Genomic DNA, 23960 nt, shown 5'->3' with positions numbered 1-23960 from the left:
AGACTAAGTATGCTGTGCCCATGAACAGCTATGCGGTATTCCTCCGGGGCATCAATGTGGGCGGCATCAACATCAAGATGGCCGACCTCAAAGTCGCACTGAAGTCTCGGCCGTTTTCGGACGTTAAGACGCTGCTGGCCAGCGGGAATGTGGTGCTGGCCAGCGAGCTGGATCCCGCCGGTGTTAAGCGGGAGTTTGAGGCCTGCCTACGGGAAACCTTCGGCTACGACGCCTGGGTGGTGGTCCTGACCTCGGACCGCGTGGCGGCACTCGTCGAGGCGTGCCCCTACCCGGCCGACGACGCGTCCACCCACACCTACCTGACACTAGCCTCGGATGAGGCGGCACTCTCGGAGCTCTTTGAATCGGGCAGCGCCCTGGACGGTGCCGAGCTCACCCGGCTGGGTCCGGAAGCCCTGGCATGGCTCGCCCCCACCGGAGGAACCCTGGAGAGCCCTATCAGCAAGCTCTCCTCGAAGGCCAAGTACAAGGCAACCACCACCACCCGCAATCTCCGCACCATGATCAAGGTCCGCGACGCCGCTGCCGGGATTTAGCCGCGATCGGACGTTAGCCGGGGGACGGAGGCGCCGCGGGATCCGGGCAAAACAAAACGGCCCCGGGCTAATGCCCGGGACCGTTTTCATTGTGACCCCAGCGGGATTCGAACCCGCGTTACCGCCGTGAGAGGGCAGCGTACTAGGCCGCTATACGATGGGGCCGCATACTCTCCAGAACAGCATTCCTGCCATCCAAGCCAAATGATTGTTTCATACAATCGGCTGTTGTTTCAAATCGGTCAAGCCGCTTTGAAACTTCCAAACACCCGCGGAAATCCGCGAATTTTTAGAGCTGGGATACCAGGACTCGAACCTAGAATGACGGTACCAGAAACCGTAGTGTTGCCAATTACACCATATCCCAATGGCACTTCAGGACCGGATGTTTGGGTCTAAACCCTCGCTCCCGGCGCCTCAGCACGAGTAATTACTTTACCCGAGAGTTTTCACTTGCACAAATCGGGCGAGCGGCCGCGGGCCGGGCGGGCCGGGGACGCCGAACCCCGCTTTAGCCGCGGCAAAATCCCGGTCCACCCTTGCCAAGCCGGGCGAAACAAGTTTACGCTCGGTAAGTTACCAACGAGTAACCACCCCTCCCCCACGCCACCGAGGGCAGCTTTGCGCTCAATTTCCAGTGTTAGCTGCATCACACCGGCCGGGGTGGCCGGCAGCAGAGCCGCTGCCGGCGAGAACGTCGAGAGGAATCACCTGTGTCACTGAGTCGTGCCGCCACAAGCAAGACCCGGACCCGTGCGCAGCAATTCGCCATCGCCACCCTGGCGCTGCTGCTCATCGCCCTGCTGGGGTTCTATACCCTAGTCACAGGCCGGATAACGGACGGTTCTGCGAAACTCAAGGACGGGGCCGCCCAAGCTTCAGCCGGAGCCGGCCAGCTAGAGGACGGCGCCGGAAAACTCGCCAACGGCGCCAGCCAAGCCGATACCGGGGCCGGCAAGCTCTCCGCGGGGGCGGACAAGATCTACTCGGGCATCAGCACCAAACTGGCACCGGGAGCGGACAAGCTCCAGGCCGGTGCCGGCGACCTGGCCGCAGGTGCCGTCAAGATCCAAACGGATGTGAACAGCAAGCTGGCACCGGGCGTCTACAAAGTCGACGACGGCGCGCAGAAGCTCGCGGCGGGGGCCGTGCAGCTGTCCGCCGCGCTGACCCCTACGCCGTCGGGCAACGCCCAGAACAACCTCGCAGACGGAGCCACTCAGCTCGACGGCGGCGCCGCCCAGCTGGCCGGGGGCACAGTTGCCCTGGCAGGTGGAACAGACCAGCTCAAGGGCTACCGGGGCGCCAACGGTAACCCGGAGGCCGGAACCGGGACAGCGGCGCTGGCGCAGGCCATGGAACTGCTGCAGGCAGCGGCGAATGATCCGGTCCAGGGCCTCGTGCCGCTGTCCGTGGTGAAGGACAAGATCGCCAAGATCACCGCCGGCGCACACAAGCTGGACGCCGGCGCCAGCCAGCTTCAGGCCGGTGCGCAGCGTCTGCGGGACGGCGCGGGCCAGCTGCACGCCGGAACGGGCAAACTCACGGCGGGATTCGCCACGCTGGCCGGAAAGCTCAACAGCCAGGACCCGGCAAGCCCGGGCGTCGTCCTGGGAACGCGGCTCCTGGCCGAGGGCACATCCAAGATCCGYGTYGGGATGGACGGCGTCCCCGGCGAYCCCGAACACCCCGGCCTGCTSAARGCCRCCGCMCGGATGACCGACGGCACCTCCCGACTTGCCGACGGAACCGTGGCACTGAACTCCGGCATCAAGGGCGTTCCCGGCGATCCGGCCAATCCGGGCCTGCTCGACGGATCCCAGGCGCTGGCGTCCGGGGCCTCCCAGCTCTCGGCCGGCAACACCAAGCTGGCGACCGGCTCCTCGCAGCTGGCCACCGGGGCGGACAAGCTCGCCGACGGCAACGCCCGGATTGCTGACGGCACCGGAACGCTGTATTCCGGGGCCGCGGCGGTATCGCCCACCAGCATGATCCGGCAGTCCGACGCCGCCACGGCACTGGGACTCGTGGCTGTGCTGGCCCTTGGTTCCGTGGGCGCCTTCCTGGCGCTGCGGAAGAAGCAGTCCGGCGCCTCGTAGGTTCTGGCACCAGTTCCGTGCGGAGCGGCTACGCCAGCAGCTCCAGCAGGGAGCCGACCTCGCGGCCAACGAAGCCCGGGGCCGGCTCCCCGCCGCGGTTCAGCCAGACACCCAGAAGGCCGGCCGCCGTCGAGCCTTCCGCGTCGAGCAGCCGGTTGTCCCCGACGTACAGCGTTTGGCCAGGTCCGGTACCGATGCGCCGGACACCCTCGAGGTAGATGGCAGGGTCAGGCTTGGCGACGCCGACGGTATCTGTGCCCACCAGGACGGTGATCCGTTCCAGCCCGGCCGCGTCCAGTTTCACGCGCTGGTAATCATGGACGTTATTGCTCACGGCACCGTACGGAATGCCAGCGGCGTCCAGGGCGTCCAGCAGGGGGCCGACGTCGTCGAACGCCCGGATGTAGCCGTGCTGGCGGCTCGCGTAGGAACTCACCCAATGGTGGGCCTGCTCGCCGTCGGCCAGTTCGACGCCGAAGTAGCCCAGCGCTGCCCGGCCGCGGAGCAGCCGCTGTTCGTTGAATGTGATCTCGCCGGCCAGGTACCGGTCGTAGAAGTGGGTTGTCTCGTGGGTGAAGATCCGCCCGAACTTCTCCCACCCGGCCTCGTCAAGGCCGGGCAGGAGGTGCTCGCTGACGTCGCGGAGCGCGGACGTCATGGAGAATTCGAGGTCCACCAGGGTGTCGTCGATGTCAAAGAGGATCCCTTGGACAACTCCCGCGCCCAGCCGTGCTGCCAGCACGTCAGCCGCGGAAGGCACGCAGCCGGGCGAGGGAGGAATCCTTGCCCAGGATGACCATGGATTCGAACAGGGGCGGGGAGATCCGCCGGCCCGAGACGGCCGTGCGGACCGGGCCGAAGGCCAGGCGCGGCTTGACGCCCAGGCCTTCCACGAGGGCCTCCTTCAGGGCGGCCTGGATGTTCTCGGCCGTCCAGTCAGCAACGGGCTCCAGCGCGGACAAGGCGGCGTCGAGCACCTCGGTGAGGTTCTCCGGCAGCCCCTTGCGGGCGTCGTCGGCGACGTCGATCGCGTCGTCTGCCTTGAACAGGAACGCGAGCATCTCGGGGGCCTCGCCCAGCAGCGAAATGCGCTCCTGGATCAGCGGGGCGGCCTCGGCCAGGATCTCCTCCTCGCGGGCGGTGAGGCTCTCCCCAACCAGGCCGGCGGCCTGCAGGTAGGGCACCAGGCGGCCGCGGAAGTCCTCGGGGTCCAGCATCCGGATGTGGGTGCCGTTGATGGCCTCGGCCTTCTTGATGTCGAAGCGGGCGGGGTTGGCCAGGACGTCGTTGACGTCGAAGTGCTCGATCAGCTGGTCCACGGTGAAGATGTCCTCGTCCGCGGAGAGGCTCCACCCGAGCAGGGACAGGTAGTTGAGCAGGCCTTCGGGGATGAAGCCGCGGTCCCGGAGCAGGAACAGGTTGGACTGGGGGTCGCGCTTGGAGAGCTTCTTGTTGCCCTCGCCCATGACGTACGGCAGGTGGCCGAAGACCGGCATGTAGCTGGCCACGCCGATGTCCATGAGGGCACGGATCAGCACCACCTGGCGGGGTGTCGAGGAGAGCAGGTCCTCGCCCCGGAGCACGTGGGTGATCCCCATGAGGGCGTCATCCACCGGGTTGACCAGGGTGTACAGCGGGGATCCGTCGGCACGGACAATGACGTAGTCCGGGATGCTGCCGGCCTTGAAGGTGATCTCGCCGCGGACCATGTCCGTGAAGGTGACGTCCGTATCCGGCATGCGGACGCGCAGCACGGGCTGACGGCCCTCGGCTTTGAACGCGGCGAGCTGCTCTTCGGAGAGCTCCCGGTCAAAGTTGTCGTAGCCAAGCTTGGGGTCGCGTCCCGCGGCGCGGTGGCGGGCCTCGACTTCCTCCGGCGAGGAGTAGCACTCGTAGGCGTAGCCGGCGTCGATCAGCTTGGCCACGACGTCCTTGTAGAGGTCCAGCCGCTGCGACTGGCGGTAGGGCTCGTGCGGACCGCCGACTTCCACGCCTTCTTCCCACGTGATGCCGAGCCATTTGAGGGCCTCAAGCAGCTGCTGGTAGCTCTCCTCCGAGTCGCGTGCCGCGTCCGTGTCCTCGATCCGGAACACGAAGGTGCCCTTGGTGTGCCGGGCGTGGGCCCAGTTGAACAGGGCGGTGCGGATCAGGCCGACGTGCGGGGTGCCCGTGGGCGACGGGCAAAACCGCACCCGGACCGGGGTGTCAGCGGTGACTTCACCGGCGGGGGCGGCAAGCGGGGCGGAGCTGGAAACGGCGTCGGACGCGGAAGCAGTAGTCATAGTGGTACCAACATTACCAATCCCTGCCATCACTACTCGCCCGGAATACCGCTACGAAAACGGACAGCCGCACCGTGGATCCACGGTGCGGCTGCCGGAAAACGGTGCGGCTTCTTCCTGGCGGAGCAGTTAGCGGCGGACCGCCGGGTTGGAGAGGCGTCCGATGCCCTCGATTTCGACCTCGTAGCGGTCCCCTGCCTGGATGGCGCCGACGCCGGCCGGGGTGCCGGTCATGATGACGTCGCCGGGCAGCAGCGTGAAGGCCTGCGAGACGATGGAGACGAGCTCCCGGACGCCGCGGATCATCTGGTTCGTGCTGCCGTCCTGGCGCAGTTCGCCATTGAGCCGGCCCTGGATCTGCAGGTCTTCGGTGTCCAGTTCGGTCTCGATCCACGGGCCGAGCGGGGCCGAGGTGTCAAAGCCCTTGGCCCTGGCCCACTGCAGGTCCGTTTTCTGGACGTCCCGGGCGGTGAGGTCGTTGCCGCAGGTGTAGCCGAAGATGACGTCCTCCACCCTGTCCTCGGGCACGTCTTTGCAGATCCGGCCGATGACGACGCACAGCTCGGCCTCGAAAGAGACGTCCTCGGAGAACTCGGGCAGGACGATGGGATCGTTGGGCCCGATCACGGAGGTGTTGGGCTTGAGGAAAAGCAGGGGCTGCTCCGGGACCTCGTTGCCCAGCTCCTTGGCATGCTCAGCGAAGTTGCGGCCCACGCCGATCACCTTGCTGCGCGGAATGATCGGTGCCAGCAGGCGGACGTCTTCCAGCTTGTGCTTCGTGGGGGTTCGTTCGACGCCGTGGAAGAAGGGGTCACCCTTGATGACAGTGACTTCCTCACTGCCGGGTTCACCTTCCACGATGCCGTAGAGGGGATCAGAATCGACTACAAACCGGGCGATACGCATGGTTCCTACCCTACCGTCCCGGCAGCCTCCGGGGCTTTTGCGACAGTAGCCCCGGGTCTAGCGGCGTCCGCTGCGCAGGTAGTCCAGCTGGGCAGCCACGGAGAGTTCCGCGGCGCGGCGGACGGAGGGATCGACGTCGGCATACACAGCGTCCGTGACGGCGGCGACGCCTGCGTCGGCGCCCAGCGCAACGAGGGCTGCCCGGACCTGGTCGAGCCGGCCCTGCCGGTGGTCCCGGTAGGCACGGGCGACGGCGTCGAGCGCGGGCAGCACCGGCCCGTGCGCCGGCAGAACCGTGGCCGGGCCCACACGCTCAAGCCGGTCCAGCGATTCCAGGTAGTCGCGGAGGGTCCCGTCGGGGTAGTCCAGCACCGTGGTGCCCGAGCCCAGAATCGTGTCACCGGTCAGGACCGAGCCGTGCGGGCCGTCCTTCGGCAGGTGGAAGCACAGCGAATCCCCAGTGTGGCCCGGGGTCGCCAGCACCCTGATCTCCGTTCCGGCCGCCCGGATCGTTTCGCCGTCCAGCAGCCGGGCCGCGCCATGGCAGTGGGCAGGATCCGCGGCCCGGATCGGCGCCCCGGTCAGCTCAGAAAACCTCGCCGCCGCAGCGGTGTGGTCCGCGTGCCGGTGCGTGATCAGGATCAGCTCGACCGGCCCGTCGCCGGCCAGCGCCTGCAGGTGCGGCTCATCGAGGGGCCCGGGATCGACGGCCACCCTGCCCTCGGCCCCCGGGGCGGAAATGAGATACGAGTTGGTTCCGGCCAGGCTCATGGGGCCCGGGTTCGGGGCGAGCCGGAACCGGGTCAGCTCGCTGCTGCGGACAATGCCACTGGAGTTCTGGGAAGTCACTCCACCATCCTTGCACTGAGCGACCTTGCACTGAAGAGACCCTGCACCGGTGTCCTCGACGGTCCCTCACCCCTAGACGAGCAGCAGGACGCCGATGACCAGCGGCAGGGCGGCCTCGGCAATGGCATTTCCCCAGAGCCGCCGTTCGGAGAGGAACAGGATCAGGCCCAGGCCCACGTGGGCCGCACACGTGAACATCAGGAGCGCCTGGCCGGCCGCGGCGTCGGCTCCGCCAAGGGCAATCGCGCCGGCAATGGCACCGATCCCCCAGATGACGTTGTAGAAGCCGAGGTTGAACGTCCACAGCCGGACTGTTTCGACGTCATCCGGTTGGAGGAGGAACACCCGGTGCAGGCGCTGGTCCCTGATGAAAAAGGACTCCATGATGCCGACACTGATGAGCAGGACGCCGAAGACCACGCCCAGAACTTGGATCAGCCCCGTCATGTGCCCATTGTGCACTGCGGGCGGCCGGGTGAGAAGGGCCCTACGGGGGCCGGGTCTGGGACTGCAGACGCCGACGGCGGCCCGTCACCGGAAGGTGGGGGCCGCCGTCGTGCCGTATTTCAGTCTCTCTAGGCGAGGCGGGTCAGCCAGCCGTGGGTGTCTTCCACGGTGCCGGTCTGGATCCCGAGCAGCTGCGCGCGGATGGCCATGGTGGTCTCCCCCGCCGTGGCGTCCTCGGAGCCGATGAACTCGGTGGCGTCCTTGAGCACGCCGATAGGGGTGATGACCGCGGCGGTCCCGCAGGCGAAGACCTCAGCGATGTCGCCGGAGGCGACGCCGTCGCGCCACTCATCCAGGGTGATCTTGCGCTCGGTGACTTCCCGGCCCATGTCCTTGGCCACCTGGATCACGGACATCCGGGTAACACCTTCGAGGATGGTTCCGGACAGCGCGGGGGTGACCAGCGAGCCGTCCTTCATGACGAAGAAGACGTTCATGCCGCCGAGTTCCTCGACCGCGTCGTCGTTGAAGTGGTCCAGGAACAGGACCTGCTTGCAGCCGTGCGCCTCGGCCTCCTGCTGGGCGATCAGGGAGGCGGCGTAGTTGCCGCCGCACTTAGCGGCGCCTGTTCCGCCGCGGCCGGCGCGGGCGTATTCGCGGGAGATCCAGATGGAKACGGGCTTGAGCTCGCCGCCGAAGTAGTTGCCGGCCGGGGAGGCGATGACGCGGAAGGAGACCTCACGCGCTGCCCGGACGCCAAGGAACGCCTCGGTGGCGATCATGAAGGGCCGCAGGTACAGGGCTTCGCCGTCGCCGGAGGGCACCCAGTCCTTGTCGGCCGCCACGATTTCGCGGATGGCGCCGAGGAAGTATTCTTCCGGGAGTTCGGGCAGGGCCAGGCGGCGGGCGGACCGGTTCAGCCGGGCGGCGTTGGCCTCGGGCCGGAACGTCCAGATCGAGCCGTCGGCGTGGCGGTAGGCCTTGAGGCCCTCGAAGATTTCCTGCCCGTAGTGCAGCACTGCGGCGGACGGGTCCAGGGAAATCGGGCCGTAGGGCTCAACCCGTGCGTCGTGCCAGCCACCGTTGCCTGCGGCGTCGACGCTGTAGTCGACAATGGCGGTGTGGTCGGTGAAATAGTCGCCGAATCCCGGGTTCGCCAGGATGGCTGCACGCTCTTCAGCAGACTTCGGGGTCTCCGAGGGGTGCTGGGTGAATTCGACGCCATGGGCAGTCTGAGTCATGGTTCCTCCACGATCGGCTGCCTGGTGTGGGAACGTGGTTCACCCTCGGACCACGGCAGCATATTGGTGATTCGAAACAAGCTTACGCCCGTTGGCAGCGGGGTTTTGCGGCCCCCGCAGAGCACCCTGGACCGTACCCCGCCCCGCACCCTGGAACGCAGCGCCTACAGCGCCGCCGCGATGGCGTCGCCGACCTCGCTGGTGCTGCGGAAGGCGCCGCCGCGGGCCTCGACGTCGGCCGTTACGGCGGCCTCGATCTTCCGGGCGGCGGCGGTGAAGCCGAGGTGGTCCAGCAGCAGTGCCGCGGAGAGGATGGCGGCTGTGGGGTCGGCCTTCTGCTGCCCGGCGATGTCCGGGGCGGAACCGTGGACGGGTTCGAACATGGACGGCGCGGTGCGGTCCATGTTGAGGTTGCCGGAGGCGGCCAGGCCGATCCCGCCGGTCACGGCCGCCGCGAGGTCGGTGATGATGTCGCCGAACAGGTTGTCGGTGACGATCACGTCGAAGCGGGCCGGATCGGTGACCATGAAGATCGTGGCGGCGTCGACGTGGAGGTAGTCGTGGGTGACCTCGGGGAACTCCTGGGCCACGGCTTCGACGGTGCGCTTCCAGAGCTGGCCGGCGAAGACCAAGACGTTGTGCTTGTGCACGAGGGTGAGCTTCTTGCGGGGGCGTTCGCTGGCCCGGCGGAACGCGTCGCGGACCACGCGCTCCACGCCGTGGGCGGTGTTCAGGGACACCTCGGTGGCCACCTCGTGGGGGGTGCCGGCACGCAAGGTGCCGCCGTTGCCTACGTAGGGGCCCTCGGTGCCTTCACGGACCACGATGAAATCGATCTCGCCGGGGTTGGCGAGCGGGCTGCCGACGCTGGCGTACAGGCGCGAGGGCCGCAGGTTGACGAAGTGGTCCAGGCTGAAGCGCAGCTTCAGAAGCAGTTCGCGCTCGATGACGCCGGAGGGGATCCGGGTATCGCCGGGGGCCGCCCCGACGGCGCCGAACAAGATGGCGTCGCGTGTGCGCAAATCGGCGAGGGTGGCCGCGGGCAGGGTCTCCCCCGTCTCGAGCCAGTGCTCCGCACCCAGCTTGTAGTGGGTCTGCTGGAGCACGATCCCCTCGGCGGCCGCGGCCTTCTCGAGGACTTTCAGGGCTTCGGCCGTGACCTCCGGGCCGATGCCGTCGCCCGGGATGACTGCCAGATCAATCGTGGATGCGCTCATGATTTCAGCGTAGCTAAGTCATCCACATTCTGGTCAAGTCGTCTCATTATTCGAACGCCCGTCCCGACGAAACGCTCGGGACGAAAAACGCTCCCGCACCCGGTTCAGGGGTGCGGGAGCGTCAGTGGCTTGCGGGCTTAGGCCTCGGCGGGTTCCTCGTACTTCGGGAACACCGGAGCCGGGGCCGGTAGTTCGGCGCCGGCGGCGATCGGCGTGCCGACGGCCGCGAACTGGCGTGCCCCGCCCTCGGGCTGGCCGAGCGTGTGCAGGATCGCCGCCGTCGCCGTCGGCATGACCGGCTGGGCGAGGATCGCGACGATCCGCAGCACCTCGAGCGTTACGTAGAGCACGGTGTTCATGCGTTCGACGTCGGTCTTGCGCAGCACCCACGGGGCCTGCTCGGCGAAGTAGGCGTTGGTGTCCCCCAGGACGGTCCAGATGGCCTCCAGCGCGCGGCTGAACTCCTGCTTCTCAAACGCTGCCCGGGCGGCGTCCAGCAGGCCGTTGGCCTGCTCGAGCAGCGCGGTGTCCTCGGCGGTGAACGTGCCGGGCGCCGGCACGCGGCCCTCGCAGTTCTTCGCCACCATGGACAGGGACCGCTGGGCCAGGTTGCCGAAGTTGTTGGCCAGGTCCGAGTTCATCCGGCCCACGATTGCCTCGTGATTGTAGTTGCCGTCCGCGCCGAAGGGGACCTCGCGCAGGAAGAAGTAGCGCACCTGGTCCAGGCCGTACTGGGCCACGAAGTCCGCGGGCGCCACCACATTGCCCAGCGACTTGGACATCTTGACGCCGTTGTTCTGCAGGAAGCCGTGGATCATGATCCGCTTCGGCAGCTCCAGCCCGGCGCTCATGAGGAACGCCGGCCAGTAGATGGCGTGGAAGCGGGAGATGTCCTTGCCGATCACGTGGACATCGGCCGGCCAGAACTTCTTGAAGGACTCCGAATCGACGTCCGGGTAGCCGACGCCGGTCAGGTAGTTGGTCAGCGCGTCCACCCACACGTACATGACGTGCTTGTCATTGCCGGGCACGGGGACGCCCCAGTCGAACGTGGTGCGGCTGATGGAGAGGTCCTCCAGCCCGCGCCGGACGAAGCTGATGACCTCGTTGAAGCGCGACTGCGGGGCGCCGAACTCAGCGTGGGCCTCGTAGAGTGCGAGCAGTTTGTCCTGGTATGCGGAGAGCCGGAAGAAATAGCTTTCCTCGGCCGTCCACGTCACCTCGGTGTCCGATTCGCGGGAATAGCGGACGCCGTCGTCCTTGACGACCGTCTCGTCCTCGACGTAGAAGGCCTCGTCACGGACCGAATACCAGCCCTCGTACTTGGACAGGTAGATGTCCCCGTTGGACTCCATCTTCTTCCAGATGGCCTGCGACGCCGCGTAGTGGTCGGCGTCGGTGGTGCGGATGAAGCGGTCGTACGAGACACCCAGGGCAGCGTGGGCCGCCTTGTAGATCTCGGCGTTCCGGTCCACCAGCTCCTTCGGCGTGACGCCTTCCTTCTCGGCGGCCTGGGCGATCTTCATGCCGTGCTCATCGGTTCCGGTCAGGAAGAAAACGTCATACCCGTCCAGGCGCTTGAAGCGGGCCATCGCGTCGGTGGCGATGTACTCGTAGGCGTGGCCGATGTGCGGCACGCCGTTGGGGTACGTGATGGCCGTGGTGATGTAGAACGGGGTTTTTTCAGAAGAAGTCACGGTCTAAATCTAGATCAGTTCTGTGAGGGTATCGCTCTGGCGGACGAGTTCGTGGTCATGTGAAGCGACCAGCACGGCAATGCCGTCCGAGGTCGTGTCCTTGAGGATGCTGATGATGCGGTTGGCCGCGGCCCGGTCCAGGCTGGCCGTGGGCTCGTCGACCACCAGCACCCGGGTGCCGAGGATCAGGGCGCGGGCGATCGCCACGCGCTGGCGCTCACCGCCGGACAGCTGGGCCGGGCGGTGGCGCATCCGCCGGCCCAGGCCCACCAGGTCCAGGAGGTCCTTGGCCATGTCGCGGCGCTGCTCAACCTCGCCGTCGGGCACCGCCGGAAGCAGCACGTTCTCGAGCGCGCTCATCCCGTCGATCAGGGCACCGCCCTGGTCAACGTAGCCGATCAGGGCACGGCGGCGGTCGGCGATCTCGTCGTCGCCCATGGTCTCGAGCGAGTCGCCTTCCCAGAACACCCGGCCCGACGTCGGCAGGGTCAGTCCCGCGCCGACGGTCAGGATGCTGGTCTTGCCCGAGCCGGAACGGCCGGCGACGCAGTGCATTTCGCCGGCGTGCAGCGTCATGTTGAAGTCGTCCACGACGTTCACGGCCTCGGCACCGCCCTTGCCGCCGCCGTAGTGGATGGTGATGTTGCTCAGTTCCAGCGGGGTGGCGTGGTCCGTGGCCTTCACGATGGTGTTGGCGCGGGTCTTGTGCGCACCGCGACGGGTGCTGGCGGTCATCCGGTCGTGTGCCTCCCGGTCAAGGTTCAGCTCGTTAGTCATTGGACCACTTTCGTTGCAATCGGAATCCAGCAAAGTACAGCCACGAGACCAGCAATTGCGGCCCACAGTGCGGCATAGGGGGCGAGGAGAAGGCCGATGCCGAGGGCGCCCACGACGCCCAGCGGCAGCGCGACGGTTCCCACCATGGCATTTTCAAAGAATCGGACCTGGCCCAGCATGTCCGGGTTCCAGCCCATGGCCCGCAGCGTGCCGAGGTACTGGCGCTTGGCCTGCAGCTCGAAGCGGCCGGTGACCATGGTCAGGAGCAGGCCGACGGCCACTCCGGACACGGCGAGGATGATGCTCGGGAGCGCGATGCTGGCCGCGGCCAGCCCGCTGAGGGCACTGGCGCCCGCGGCCCGGGGAATGTCGATGAGCAGGGCGACCAGTCCGCCGACGGCGGCGGCGAAGACACCGACGGCCACGGCGAGCGAGATGGTGTTGAACTTGTTGGTGCTCAGCTGCCGGTTGGCGAAGGTCAGCGGGGAATCGACCGCAATCAGCCGTTCATCGTGCTGCGGCTCCTGGTCCACTTCGTCGCGGTGGCGCAGCTGCTGGGCCGCGACGAACGCCGCACCCACGTACAACACAAGGACCGACGCCGAGACGACCGCGGTGGCGGTGCTCCAGCTGATCAGGCTCAGGGCAGTGCCGGCGATAGCCAGCAGCGCGGCGCCGACGCCAAATTCGGCCAGCACCCAGGAGCGGATCTTGCGCTGTGTCCAGCCCATGGCACGCAGGGTGCCGGCCTCGCTGCGCCGTTTCCGGATGTAGCTGACGGTGGAGGCTCCGGTCAGCAGGGCTGCGCCACACAGGGTCAGGAACAGCAGGGTCAGGTTCGTGGCCGTCAGGGAGCCGGAGACGGCGTCCGCGGCGTCCTGCCGGACCCACGACTGCTGCACGGTGCCCAGCGGCGATTCCTTGCCGGCGTCGTCCTTGGAGTAACCGGGAACTGCGATGCTGGCGTCCTCGCGGGCCGAACCGGCCACCACGGTGGCCTGCAGGCCCATGTCGCGGATCTCGTTGGCGAGCTTCTCCACCTCGGGCTGCGCCTGCTTCCAGCTGCCGGGGACCTTGGCGCGGACGCGCACGGCGTCGATCACGGAGGCGTTCTTCTCGTAGCCGCGGGCGGCGGCGAGGCCGTAGTAGTCGGTGATGGCGCCGGCGGACTGGCTGACCAGGCCCGTGGCACTCAGGGAGGGCTTGAGCTCGGTGTTGGCATCCGTGCCGGACGCGTCCTTGGTCAGCGTGAACGGCGCGGGGTCGTAGCCGCCCAGGGGCAGCCGGTTGACGTCGCCGGCGGCGTTCTTGACGGCCGCGGGGTCGAAGGTGCCGTAGACCATGGCCAGCGGGGTGGCCAGCTTCTTGCCGGTTTCAAGGTTCTGCCGGTAGGAGCGCTCGTCTACGGGGTTGCGCTGGGTCTGGTCGACGGCGGCACCGTTGGCGGCCTTGTCCGGCAGCCGGTTCACGGTGACCCAGTCGCCGGGCGTGGCGCTCTTGTTCGCGGCGCCGTTGGCGGCGGCGTCGCCGTCCTTGTACGCGGGGGCGGCGGCAAAGTTGGTGGTCCAGGTGGCCGGGTTGTAGAGGCCCTGGCTGAAGGATCCGGTGTCACCCATGAGCTGGGAGAGGTCCTTGGACCCGGGCCAGGCGAGGGCAAAGGGGGATTTGGAAACGAAGGGCAGGTAGTCCTTGTCCAGCGAGCGGGACACCGTGCCGACGTCCTTGGTGACGTTGCCGGAGTCGTCGATTTCCTCGATCTTGACCGAGTACTTCAGGTCCAGGGCGGTGCCGGAGCGGACGATCAGCGGGATGGCCTGCGAATCGGCGGTGAGCTGGCCGTCGCGCTTGGCCTGCTGGTACTGGGTCATCAGCGGTGCCCAGTACTTGAGCTTGACGCCAAGGAAGTCCGGGCCTTCCTTGAGTTCGTCCATGCTGATGCCGTTGGTGAAGAGACTTTCGAAGTGCCGGCCGATCGCGCCGGCATTGCGGGCGTCCGCGGGCGGGGCCTTCTCCAGCGGGGACAGGAAGTCACCGGCCGTGCCCAGCAGCGCGCGTTCGGAGACGGGGTCGACGGCGACCACGGACTCGGTGACCTGCGGCGCCATGGGCAGGGATACGGAAAGGTTGAAGAGGTTGTGCTCGGAGCCGCCGGCCGGCGTGGGGAACTTGATGCCGGTCTCGCCCTCGGGGCCCTGGATGCGGACGTTCTGGCCGCCCTCGACCTGTTCCTGGACCAGCTTCGCCTTGCCGAGGGAGCCCTCAGCCGTGGTCTTGAACAGCGTCTGGTCGGAGTGGCCGTCGGAGCTGACGGCGCTGGCGGTGAGGCGGTATTTCTTCGGCGTGTCGCTCAGGACCGATTCCGCGGCCGGCCACTTGCTCGGGTCGGTGGCGGTCGGGTCGCCCGCGGTGCCCGCGAGGCCGGCGTTGAAGCCCAGGTAGTCGGTGGCGTCAAGGCGCGGCGACTCAAGGTTCTGCGTCACGCGCGAGACCAGGCTGATGGGCGCGGCCACCGACGTGCCGGAGAGCTTGCGGATCGAATCCAGCTGATCAAAGCTGATGCCGCCCTGGCCGGTGGCGATGTCCGGCTGCATCAGGCCGCCGTTATCCCCCGCCTTGGCCTGGACCAGGACGTCATAGAGCCCCCGGGAGTTTTGGTCCACGGTCCTGCTCAGTGCCGCCTGGGACTGACCCTGGACGAGCACGGACAGGCACATGGCCACGATCAAAATGGACGCGGTCAGCAAAAGCACTCTGCTTCTGATGAACCTCTGGACGGCGTTCATTGGGCTCCTGAAAGCTGGATTGCGTGCGCACGCCACAGTTCATTTCCTGCGGAATTGAAGGCGTCCCCTGCCGGGCGTGCAAAAGTAAAGGCCGGTCTGCCGGCCAAGACCCGAAATTCGGTCCTAGCCATTGTACGCAGACCGGCCGCCCGCTCGTGGCCGCCGGCGGCGGTCATGCCGCCGCCGGGGCCCCGGGGGCAGGACTTCTAGTCCTCGAGGTCAACCTCGCGGACCATGTCAGCGCCGATCCCGGCCTTGATCGCGTCAAGGACCTGCTGCGGAACGGAGCTGTCGATGGTCAGCAGGGCCAGCACCTGGCCGCCCTCTGCCTGGCGTGCCACCTGCATGCCGGCGATGTTGATGTTGTTCATGCCCAGGATGTGGCCGATCGTGCCGATCACGCCGGGGCGGTCCGTGTAGGCAACCACCACGAGGTGTTCGCTGATCGGGATCTCCACCTCGTAGCCGTTGACGCCCACGAGCTTCTGGATCTGCTTGGGGCCGGTGAGGGTGCCGGCGACGGAGATCTGACTGCCGTCGCTGAGGGCTCCGCGCAGGGTCAGGACATTGCGGTAGGACTCGGTGTCCGGCGTGGTGATGAGCCGGACGTTGATGCCGCGCTGCTCTGCGATCACCGGGGCGTTGACGTAGGAGACCTGTTCGGTCACGACGTCGGCAAAAATCCCCTTGAGCGCCGCGAGTTCCAGAACCTTGACATCGAGCGAGGAGATCTCGCCCGCCACCTCGACGTCGAACTGCGTCAGAGAGGCGTGGGTCAATGCGGTGAAGATGCGGCCCAGCTTTTCAATCAGCGGGATGCCGGGGCGGACGTCGGGTGCGATGACGCCGCCGGCGACGTTGACGGCGTCGGGGACCAGTTCGCCGGCCAGGGCCAGGCGGACGGACTTGGCGACGGAAACGCCGGCCTTCTCCTGGGCTTCGTCGGTGGAGGCGCCCAGGTGCGGGGTCACCACGACGTTGTCGAGCTTGAAGAACGGCAGGTCGGTGCTGGGTTCCTTATGGAACACGTCGATGCCGGCGCCGGCGATGTCACCGGCCTGCAGCGCGGTGTAAAGGGCTTCCTCGTCCACCAGGCCGCCGCGGGCGACGTTGACGACGTACGCCGTGCTCTTCATCTTCTTGAAGGCCTCGGCGCCGAGCATGCCGACGGTTTCCGGGGTCTTGGGCATGTGGATGGTGATGAAGTCCGACTGTGCCAGGAGCTCGTCGAGAGTCACCAGCTGGACGCCGAGCTGGGCGGCCCGCGCGGAGGTGATGTAGGGATCGTACGCGAGGATCTTGGTGTCGAAGCCCTTGAGGCGGGCGGCGACCAGGGCGCCGATCCGGCCGAGTCCGATGATGCCGATCTTCTTCTCGAAGAGCTCGATGCCGGTGTACTTGGAGCGCTTCCACTCCCCGTCCTTGAGGGCGGAGCTGGCCTGCGGGATGTGGCGGGCGAGGCTCAGGATGTGTCCGACGGTCAGTTCGGCGGCAGAGACGATGTTGGAGGTCGGCGCGTTGACCACCATGACGCCGGCCTGCGTGGCGGCCTTGATGTCCACGTTGTCCAGACCCACGCCGGCGCGGGCGATGACCTTGAGGTTCTTGGCGGCAGCGATGGCCTCGGCGTCCAGCTGGGTGGCGGAGCGGACCAGGATCGCGTCGACGTCGGCGATCGCGGAGAGCAGCTGGGAACGGTCGGAGCCGTCTGTCTGGCGGATTTCAAAGTCCGGGCCGAGGGCCTCGACGGTGGCGGGCGAAAGTTCCTCAGCGAGGAGTACGACAGGTTTGGTGCTTGTCACCGGTGACCTCTTTAGCTCTCTTGTGTATCTGGTGGGGATTTTGGTGAATCGGGTGATGCTGGTGGTGCGGGTGGTGCTGGACAGCAGGGAAGCCGGACCCCAGAAATGGTGTCCGGCTCCCCTGCCGGGCATTGACTAGCGGGCTGCAGAGCCCTCGACGTAGTCCACGTCCTGCTGCTGCCAGGCGAACAGGGACCGCAGCTCGCGGCCAACGGCCTCGATGGGGTGCTGTTCTGCCTTGGCCCGCAGTTCCTTGAACTCGGGGGCGCCGGCGTCCTGGTCGTCGATGAAGCGCTTGGCGAAGACGCCCTCCTGGATGTCCTTCAGGACTGCCTGCATGTTCTCCTTCACCTCGGGGGTGATGACGCGCGGGCCGGAGACGTAGTCGCCGTACTCTGCGGTGTCGGAGACGCTCCAGCGCTGCTTGGCGATGCCGCCTTCCCACATGAGGTCAACGATGAGCTTGAGCTCGTGAAGCACCTCGAAGTAGGCGATCTGCGGCTGGTAGCCGGCCTCGGTCAGGGTCTCGAAGCCGTACTGGACCAGCTGGGACACGCCGCCGCACAGGACAGCCTGCTCGCCGAAGAGGTCGGTTTCGGTCTCTTCGGTGAAGGTGGTCTTGATGACGCCGGCGCGGGTGCCGCCAATGGCCTTGGCGTAGGACTTGGCCAGCTCCCAGGCGGAACCGGTAGCGTCCTGCTCGACGGCGATGATGTCCGGGATGCCGCGGCCGGCCTCGAACTCGCGGCGCACGGTGTGGCCGGGAGCCTTCGGGGCGATCAGGATGACGTCAACGCCCTCCGGTGCCTCGATATAGCCGAAGCGGATGTTGAAGCCGTGGGCGAAGGCCAGGGCCTTGCCGGGGGTCAGCTTGTCCTTGATGGAGTCGTTGTAGATCGAGCGCTGGTACTGGTCCGGCGCGAGGATCATGATGACGTCGGCCCATTCGGCGGCGTCGGCAACGTTCTTGACGGTGAAGCCGGCGTCCTCGGCCTTGGCGATCGACTTCGAGCCCTCCTTGAGCGCGATTGCAACCTCGACGCCGGAATCGCGCAGGTTCAGCGCGTGGGCGTGGCCCTGGGAGCCGTAGCCGACAATGGCAACCTTGCGTCCCTGGATGATCGACAGGTCTGCGTCGTCGTCGTAAAACATTTCAGTCACTTGCGTAACTCCTCTTGAGTGGATTTTCGATGTTGTCTGTGGTGCTGCGGTACTGGGCGGGTTTTGCGTCCCGCCCCGCGCCTCACGCCGCCGCTTACGCGGAGCGTAGGGCCCTGTCACTCATGGAGCGGGATCCCCGTCCAACGGCCAAGGTGCCGGACTGCACGATTTCGCGGATGCCGAATGGCTCCAGCACTGAGAGCAGTGCCGTGAGCTTCTCGGGGTGGCCCGTTGCCTCAATGACCACCGACTCTGTGGAGACGTCGACCACTGAAGCGCGGAACAGGTCTGCGGCCTGGGTGACCTGCAGACGTGTCGCGGCATCCGCACGTACCTTGACCAGGATGTGGTCGCGCTGTACGGAAGATTCGGAGGTGAGCTCGACGATCTTGATCACGTTGACCAGCTTGTTCAGCTGTTTCGTGACCTGTTCGATCAGCTCGCCATCGGCGTCGACCACCACGGTCATCCGGGACATGCCCGGGACCTCGGTGGGGCCGACGGCCAGGGAATTGATGTTGAAGGCCCGGCGGGCGAAGAGGCTGGCAACGCGGGTCAGCACACCGGGCTTGTCTTCGACCAGTACGGACAATGTGTGGCGGGTCATGTTCAGTCCTCCTCTTCCCATTCCGGGGTCATGTTGCGGGCAACCTGGATCTGGTCGTTGCTGACCCCGGCGGGGACCATCGGCCACACCATCGAGTTCGGGCTCACGACGAAGTCAATGACCACCGGGCGGTCGTTGATTTCCAGTGCCTTCTGGATGGTGGCGTCAATGTCCTCGTCGCGTTCGCACCGGAAGGCAGCGCAGCCGTAGGCGTCCGCGAGCTTCACGAAGTCCGGGATGCGGACGGTGTCGTGCCCGGTGTTGAGGTCGGTATTGGAGTAGCGGCCCTCGTAGAACAGGGTCTGCCACTGCCGGACCATGCCCAGCGAGGAGTTGTTGATGATTGCGACCTTGATGGGGATCTTGTTGATCGCGCAGGTCGCCAGTTCCTGGTTGGTCATCTGGAAGCAGCCGTCGCCGTCGATCGCCCAGACTACGCGGTCCGGTTCGCCCACCTTCGCGCCCATGGCCGCCGGGACCGCGTAGCCCATGGTGCCGGCGCCGCCGGAGTTGAGCCAGGCGTGCGGGCGTTCGTACTTGATGAACTGTGAAGCCCACATCTGGTGCTGTCCGACGCCGGCGACGTAAATGCCTTCGGGGCCGGTCAGGGCGCCGATGCGTTCGATGACGCGCTGCGGGGCGCTGAGCCCGTCTTCGGGTTCGGTCCAGCCAAGCGGGTAGGTTTCCTTGAGGTTGTTCAGGAAGGCCCACCAGGGGGTCAGGTCCGGGGTGCCGAACGCTTCGAACTGCAGGCGCAGGGCCTCGGTCAGCTCGGGGATGATCTCCTTGACCGAGCCGACGATCGGAACGTCGGCCGTGCGGTTCTTGGAGATCTCCGCCGGGTCGATGTCCGCGTGGATGACCTTGGCGTTCGGGGCGAAAGACTTCAGGATGCCGGTCACGCGGTCATCGAACCGGGCGCCGAGGGTGATCAGCAGGTCGGACTGCTGCAGGGCGGTCACGGCGGAAACGGTGCCGTGCATGCCCGGCATGCCCACGTGCTGCGGGTGCGAGTCCGGGAACACGCCCCGGGCCATCAGGGTGGTCACCACGGGGGCGCCAGTCAGCTCGGCCAGTTCGCGCAGYTCGGCCGAGGCGTGCGCCTTGACCACTCCGCCGCCGACGTACAGGACGGGCTTGCTGGCGGCCGAAATGAGCCGGGCGGCCTCGCGGACCTGCTTGCTGTGTCCGCGCACCACCGGCCGGTAGCCCGGGAGGTCGACCTTCGGCGGCCAGGAGAACGTCATCTGGCCCTGCTGGGCGTCCTTGGCGACGTCAACGAGGACCGGGCCCGGGCGTCCGGTGGAGGCCAGGTGGAAGGCCTCGGCCATCACGTGCGGGATGTCGTTGGGGTCKGTGACCAGGAACGAGTGCTTCGTGATCGGCATGGTGATYCCGACGATGTCCGCTTCCTGGAAKGCGTCGGTGCCGATCACCCCGCTGGAGACCTGGCCGGTGATGGCCACAATCGGCACGGAGTCCATGTGGGCATCCATGATGGCGGTAACGAGGTTGGTGGCGCCCGGGCCCGAGGTGGCGATGCAGACGCCAACCCGTCCGGTGACCATGGCGTAGCCTTGCGCGGCGTGGCCGGCTCCCTGTTCGTGACGGACCAGAACGTGGTTCATTTTGGAGGCCATCAAGGGGTCATAGGTGGGCAGGATCGCGCCACCGGGCAAACCGAAAATGTCCTGGACGCCGAGTTCTTCGAGCGAGCGGACAATTGCTTGCGAACCGGTCATAACGGTCGGGGGTACGACGTTGTTCGGTCCGAGGACAGGAGAGACGGCAGCAGTGTCGACGCCGGCGTCAGCCGGACGMTCGACGCGTTCCGGAGCCTTGTGGGCTCCAGTGGACTTGGTGGCCATCAGCGAGGGGCTGATCGGCGATCCTTTGCTCATCGGACTCTTCCTTTGTGGATCTTCGGTGATCGTGGAACTTCTTGGGTACTGCTGGTRWTGGGTACTGCTGGTGMTGGGTACTGCTGGTGCTGCGGRAAATAAAAAAACCCCTCAGCCGGAGGGCTCTTCGAGGGGTTGCGCGTGACGGTTCGTTACCGAGAGGCTATTGAGCCACGCGCTTGGTAAGTACGACGGAGACACATTCAGTGATGCCGGCGGTAACGATCTCGATCATGCGTTCAGTTTTCCCTCTGAGTGAGACAGGTGTCAACGAGCCCGGCGACTGTCTCACTATTTGGACGGCGTTGTCCACGGATTGGTCCTCCGGTTTCCCCTGGCCCTGCAGCCTTGGCGGCAGACGGGAATCTCCTACCCCGAACGCCCGGCGCGGACGCCGTGCGTTCGGGGSCCCTCGGAGCTTCCCTTRTTAAGCCTGGTCACCCAGGCCGGAGGATCAGCCGCAGTAGGCGCCGGTGGAGGCGCTGTGGACGAGCTTGGCGTACTTGGCCAGGACGCCCTTGGTGAACTTGGCCGGGAGCGGCTCCCAGCCGACCTTGCGGGCCTCGAGCTCGGCTTCMTCGACCAGGAGGTCGAAGGTGCGGGCCGCGATGTCCACGCGGATCCGGTCCCCGTCCTTGACGAACGCGATGGGTCCGCCGTCGACGGCTTCCGGCGCGACGTGGCCGATGCACAGCCCGGTGGTTCCGCCGGAGAACCGTCCGTCGGTCAGCAGCAGGACGTCCTTGCCCAGGCCGGCGCCCTTGATGGCGCCGGTGATGGCGAGCATCTCGCGCATGCCGGGGCCGCCCTTGGGCCCTTCGTAGCGGATGACGACGACGTCGCCGGCCTTGATCTGTCCCTTGTCGAGCGCGTCCAGGGCGCCCTGCTCGCGTTCGAAGACGCGGGCGGTGCCTTCGAAGACGTCGGCGTCGAAGCCTGCGCTCTTCACGACGGCGCCCTCGGGAGCCATGGAACCGTGGAGGATGGTGATGCCGCCGGTCTTGTGGATCGGGTTGTCCAGCGCGCGCAGGATCTTGCCGTCCAGATCCGGCGGGTTGATCGCCGCGAGGTTCTCGGCAACCGTCTTGCCCGTGACGGTGAGGCAGTCGCCGTGCAGCAGGCCGGCGTCGAGCAGTGCGCGCATGATGACCGGAACGCCGCCGATCTTGTCGACGTCGGTCATGACGTAGCGGCCGAAGGGCTTCAGGTCGCCCAGGTGCGGGATCCTGTCGCCGATCCGGTTGAAGTCATCGAGCGTCAGCTCAACTTCGGCTTCGCGGGCGATCGCGAGCARGTGCAGCACGGCGTTGGTGGARCCGCCGAAGGCCATGGTCACSGCGATGGCGTTCTCGAACGCCTTTTTGGTCATGATGTCGCGGGCGGTGATGCCCAGGCGCAGCAGGTTGACCACTGCYTCGCCGGACTTGCGGGCGAATTCATCGCGGCGGCGGTCTGCCGASGGCGGRGCGGCCGAGCCGGGCAGGGACATGCCGAGCGCCTCGCCGATGCAGGCCATGGTGTTGGCGGTGTACATGCCRCCGCAGGCRCCYTCGCCGGGGCAGATGGCCTTTTCGATGCGGGTCAGGTCTTCGAGGCTCATCTTGCCGGCGGCGCAGGCACCGACGGCTTCGAACGCGTCGATGAGGGTGACTTCCTTTTCGGAGCCGTCCTCAAGCTTGACCCAGCCGGGCATGATGGAGCCGGCGTAGAGGAACACGCTGGCGAGGTCCAGGCGCGCGGCTGCCATCAGCATGCCGGGCAGGGACTTGTCGCAGCCGGCCAGGAGCACCGAGCCGTCGATCCGCTCGGCCTGCATGACCGTTTCGACGGAGTCGGCAATGACTTCGCGGGACACCAGGGAGAAGTGCATGCCCTCGTGGCCCATGGAGATGCCGTCGGAGACGGAAATCGTGCCGAACTGCATGGGGAACCCGCCGCCGGCGTGGACGCCTTCCTTGGCGCCCTGGGCGAGCCGGTTCAGCGAAAGGTTGCAGGGAGTGATCTCGTTCCACGAGCTCGCGACGCCGATCTGCGGCTTGGCRAAGTCGTCATCGCCCATGCCGACCGCCCGGAACATGCCGCGCGCGGGGGCGGCGTGGATTCCATCGGTAACGACCCGGCTGCGGGGCTTGATGTCCGGCTTGGTGTCTGTTGCTTTTTGGGTGTCCTGACTCATGGCTCAAAGTCTAGGGCTCCGCCACAGACGCAAACGACCCGGCAAGGGAGCGTTAAGCGGAAAACCGGGAATATGTCGATCAAATAGTGGACTCTCGTCTCACATCATGAACCTTGGGGGCCGGTTGGCTCAGGCCTGGTGAGCCGCGTCACGCAATTCAGGGGCTTCGGCGACACCCTGCGCTTCGGCCCGGAGCATCGCCAGGACCTGCTGGATGGTGGTCCGGGCCGCGACGTCGGGACGGGCCAGCGCAACAATGCTGCGGCTCGCTTTCACGCCTTCAAGCGGACGCAGGACGAACCCCCGGTCCTGGTTGCTGACCGCCGTGTACCGCGGCAGCAGGCTCAGCCCGTGGCCGGCGCTGACCAGGGCTTCCAGCACCCGCAGATCGGGGAACTGCTGGGCACGGAGGGCCTGCGAGTCGGCCCGCACCTCGATCTGGCGCAGCACCGTGTCGAAGGGAAAGCCCTCGGGAACACCCATCCACGGGAAGCCGACGACGTCCTCGGCACACAGCGYGGTCTTGCCGGCCAAAGCGTGCCCGGCCGGCAACGCCACATCCAGCGGCTCGTCCAGCAGCGGCACCACCGTCAGGCCCTGGCCGCCGAAGACTTCGGGACCGTCGACACTGTGCGCCAGGACGATGTCGTAGTCAGCCGTCAGCCCGGCGAATCCGGCAACACCSGGGTCCTCGAAATGCGCTTCGAACCTCAGCCCCTCGACCTCCTTGACCCGATGGAGCATGCCGGGAAGGAACATCTCCGCGGCGCTGGGAAAGAAGGCCGCCACCACCCGTGTCTGCCAGCCGCGCCGGTACGTGTCGATCGTCGCTTCGGCCCGCGCCATGGCCGTCGAGACGTCGGCAGCGGCGCCCGCCATGGCCAGTCCTGCCTCCGTGAGCCGCACTCCCCTGCCGGACTTCTCCACGAGRACTACACCCAGTTCTTCYTGCAGGGTCTTGAGCTGCTGCGATACGGCCGACGGCGTGACCTTCATGGCCTCCGCTGTGGCCCCGACCGTGCCGCGGTCTGCGAGTTCGCGCAGAATCTGCAGTCGCTTGAAATCCATGAGGCGAGGCTACACGTCGGAGCACGGTTGATTGCTGGACAGCCGGCTTCGCCCGGACGTAACGTCAAGCATCGGCACCCATGCTTCATAGGCTGAATACGGACTGAACTTGGACTGAAAGGCTCTGCTATGGACTGGATCGTCTGGCTCGTCGTCATCATCGTGGTGGTCGCTGTGGTTTGGTGGCTGTTGAACCGCAAGAAGAGCCGCCCGGGCGCAGACTCCGGATCCGCCGCAGGCACCGGTGCCGCTTCCGGCTCTGCGGTCAGCCCGACCGCGGCGGCCGATTCCGGAGCGGTGGCCGGTTCGACGGCKGCGGCMGGTCCCGCGGCTGCCATGGCGGCGTCGGCTGCGGCGCAGGCGCCCGAGCCGGCTGCGGCTGCCCCGGAG

18 protein-coding genes, 2 tRNA genes and 1 pseudogene are annotated in these 23960 nt (G+C 66.9%); 3 read left to right on the top strand and 18 right to left on the bottom strand.

Annotation, left to right across the window (positions count from 1 at the left end; genetic code table 11):
• Positions 1 to 20: 20 nt before the first annotated feature.
• Positions 21 to 557, top strand: a complete 537-nt coding sequence (locus AC1DEY_RS20100; RefSeq protein ID WP_476869508.1) for a DUF1697 domain-containing protein — start codon at positions 21 to 23, stop codon at positions 555 to 557.
• A 92-nt stretch (positions 558 to 649) separates the two neighbouring features.
• Here AC1DEY_RS20100 and AC1DEY_RS20095 read toward each other — a convergent pair.
• Positions 650 to 722: transfer RNA gene (locus AC1DEY_RS20095), tRNA-Glu, on the bottom strand.
• Positions 723 to 852: 130 nt separating this feature from the next.
• Positions 853 to 924, bottom strand: a tRNA-Gln gene (locus AC1DEY_RS20090).
• A gap of 346 nt (positions 925 to 1270) precedes the next feature.
• Here AC1DEY_RS20090 and AC1DEY_RS20085 point away from each other — a divergent pair.
• Positions 1271 to 2656: a hypothetical protein gene (locus AC1DEY_RS20085; protein ID WP_476869507.1), complete on the top strand. Its 1386-nt coding sequence runs from the start codon at positions 1271 to 1273 to the stop codon at positions 2654 to 2656.
• A gap of 28 nt (positions 2657 to 2684) precedes the next feature.
• Here AC1DEY_RS20085 and AC1DEY_RS20080 read toward each other — a convergent pair whose 3' ends face one another.
• From AC1DEY_RS20080 to AC1DEY_RS20005, 16 genes are all read right to left on the bottom strand, one after another.
• Complete coding sequence (locus tag AC1DEY_RS20080) at positions 2685 to 3416, bottom strand: HAD family hydrolase (protein ID WP_476869506.1); 732 nt, start codon at positions 3414 to 3416, stop codon at positions 2685 to 2687.
• Positions 3400 to 4938, bottom strand: a complete 1539-nt coding sequence (gene gltX, locus AC1DEY_RS20075; RefSeq protein ID WP_476869505.1) for a glutamate--tRNA ligase — start codon at positions 4936 to 4938, stop codon at positions 3400 to 3402. The genes AC1DEY_RS20080 and gltX overlap by 17 nt, the downstream gene beginning before the upstream one ends.
• Positions 4939 to 5067: 129 nt before the next feature.
• Positions 5068 to 5844, bottom strand: coding sequence for a fumarylacetoacetate hydrolase family protein (locus AC1DEY_RS20070; RefSeq protein WP_476869504.1), 777 nt, complete (start codon positions 5842 to 5844; stop codon positions 5068 to 5070).
• A 57-nt stretch (positions 5845 to 5901) separates the two neighbouring features.
• Positions 5902 to 6693, bottom strand: a complete 792-nt coding sequence (locus AC1DEY_RS20065; protein WP_476869503.1) for an MBL fold metallo-hydrolase — start codon at positions 6691 to 6693, stop codon at positions 5902 to 5904.
• A gap of 72 nt (positions 6694 to 6765) precedes the next feature.
• Entirely contained in the window at positions 6766 to 7140 is a 375-nt protein-coding gene (locus AC1DEY_RS20060; protein WP_476869502.1) for a DUF1304 family protein, read from the bottom strand.
• Positions 7141 to 7268: 128 nt separating this feature from the next.
• The gene (locus AC1DEY_RS20055; RefSeq protein ID WP_476869501.1) at positions 7269 to 8381 is read right to left on the bottom strand and encodes a branched-chain amino acid aminotransferase; all 1113 of its coding nucleotides are present in this window, start codon (positions 8379 to 8381) and stop codon (positions 7269 to 7271) included.
• A 164-nt stretch (positions 8382 to 8545) separates the two neighbouring features.
• Positions 8546 to 9598, bottom strand: a complete 1053-nt coding sequence (locus tag AC1DEY_RS20050) for a 3-isopropylmalate dehydrogenase (RefSeq protein ID WP_476869500.1) — start codon at positions 9596 to 9598, stop codon at positions 8546 to 8548.
• Positions 9599 to 9735: 137 nt separating this feature from the next.
• Positions 9736 to 11295: a methionine--tRNA ligase gene (gene metG / locus AC1DEY_RS20045; RefSeq protein WP_476869499.1), complete on the bottom strand. Its 1560-nt coding sequence runs from the start codon at positions 11293 to 11295 to the stop codon at positions 9736 to 9738.
• A 9-nt stretch (positions 11296 to 11304) separates the two neighbouring features.
• On the bottom strand, positions 11305 to 12072 hold the full coding sequence (locus tag AC1DEY_RS20040; protein WP_414645550.1) for an ABC transporter ATP-binding protein: 768 nt from the start codon (positions 12070 to 12072) through the stop codon (positions 11305 to 11307).
• Entirely contained in the window at positions 12069 to 14855 is a 2787-nt protein-coding gene (locus AC1DEY_RS20035) for an ABC transporter permease (RefSeq protein WP_476869498.1), read from the bottom strand. The genes AC1DEY_RS20040 and AC1DEY_RS20035 overlap by 4 nt, the downstream gene beginning before the upstream one ends.
• A gap of 206 nt (positions 14856 to 15061) precedes the next feature.
• Positions 15062 to 16657 carry a phosphoglycerate dehydrogenase gene (serA, locus tag AC1DEY_RS20030; RefSeq protein ID WP_476869497.1) on the bottom strand — a complete coding sequence of 532 codons (1596 nt, stop codon included), beginning with the start codon at positions 16655 to 16657 and terminating at the stop codon, positions 15062 to 15064.
• 135 nt (positions 16658 to 16792) lie between these two features.
• The gene (ilvC, locus tag AC1DEY_RS20025) at positions 16793 to 17818 is read right to left on the bottom strand and encodes a ketol-acid reductoisomerase (RefSeq protein ID WP_441407575.1); all 1026 of its coding nucleotides are present in this window, start codon (positions 17816 to 17818) and stop codon (positions 16793 to 16795) included.
• A gap of 94 nt (positions 17819 to 17912) precedes the next feature.
• Positions 17913 to 18425 (bottom strand): acetolactate synthase small subunit, encoded by a 513-nt coding sequence (gene ilvN, locus AC1DEY_RS20020; RefSeq protein ID WP_018773531.1) that lies wholly within the window; start codon positions 18423 to 18425, stop codon positions 17913 to 17915.
• A gap of 2 nt (positions 18426 to 18427) precedes the next feature.
• On the bottom strand, positions 18428 to 20326 hold the full coding sequence (locus tag AC1DEY_RS20015) for an acetolactate synthase large subunit (RefSeq protein WP_476869496.1): 1899 nt from the start codon (positions 20324 to 20326) through the stop codon (positions 18428 to 18430).
• A gap of 454 nt (positions 20327 to 20780) precedes the next feature.
• Positions 20781 to 22502, bottom strand: coding sequence for a dihydroxy-acid dehydratase (ilvD, locus tag AC1DEY_RS20010; protein WP_476869495.1), 1722 nt, complete (start codon positions 22500 to 22502; stop codon positions 20781 to 20783).
• Between the two features lie 129 nt (positions 22503 to 22631).
• Positions 22632 to 23570: a LysR family transcriptional regulator gene (locus tag AC1DEY_RS20005; RefSeq protein ID WP_476869494.1), complete on the bottom strand. Its 939-nt coding sequence runs from the start codon at positions 23568 to 23570 to the stop codon at positions 22632 to 22634.
• A gap of 129 nt (positions 23571 to 23699) precedes the next feature.
• Between AC1DEY_RS20005 and AC1DEY_RS20000 the strand changes: the two are divergent.
• A pseudogene (locus tag AC1DEY_RS20000) lies at positions 23700 to 23960 on the top strand (hypothetical protein); the annotation flags it as partial.

The sequence above is a fragment of the Arthrobacter sp. 05T47 genome, from assembly GCF_056395825.1.
Note: the sequence above shows the minus strand (reverse complement) of the source record. Positions and strands in the feature narration are given on the sequence as shown.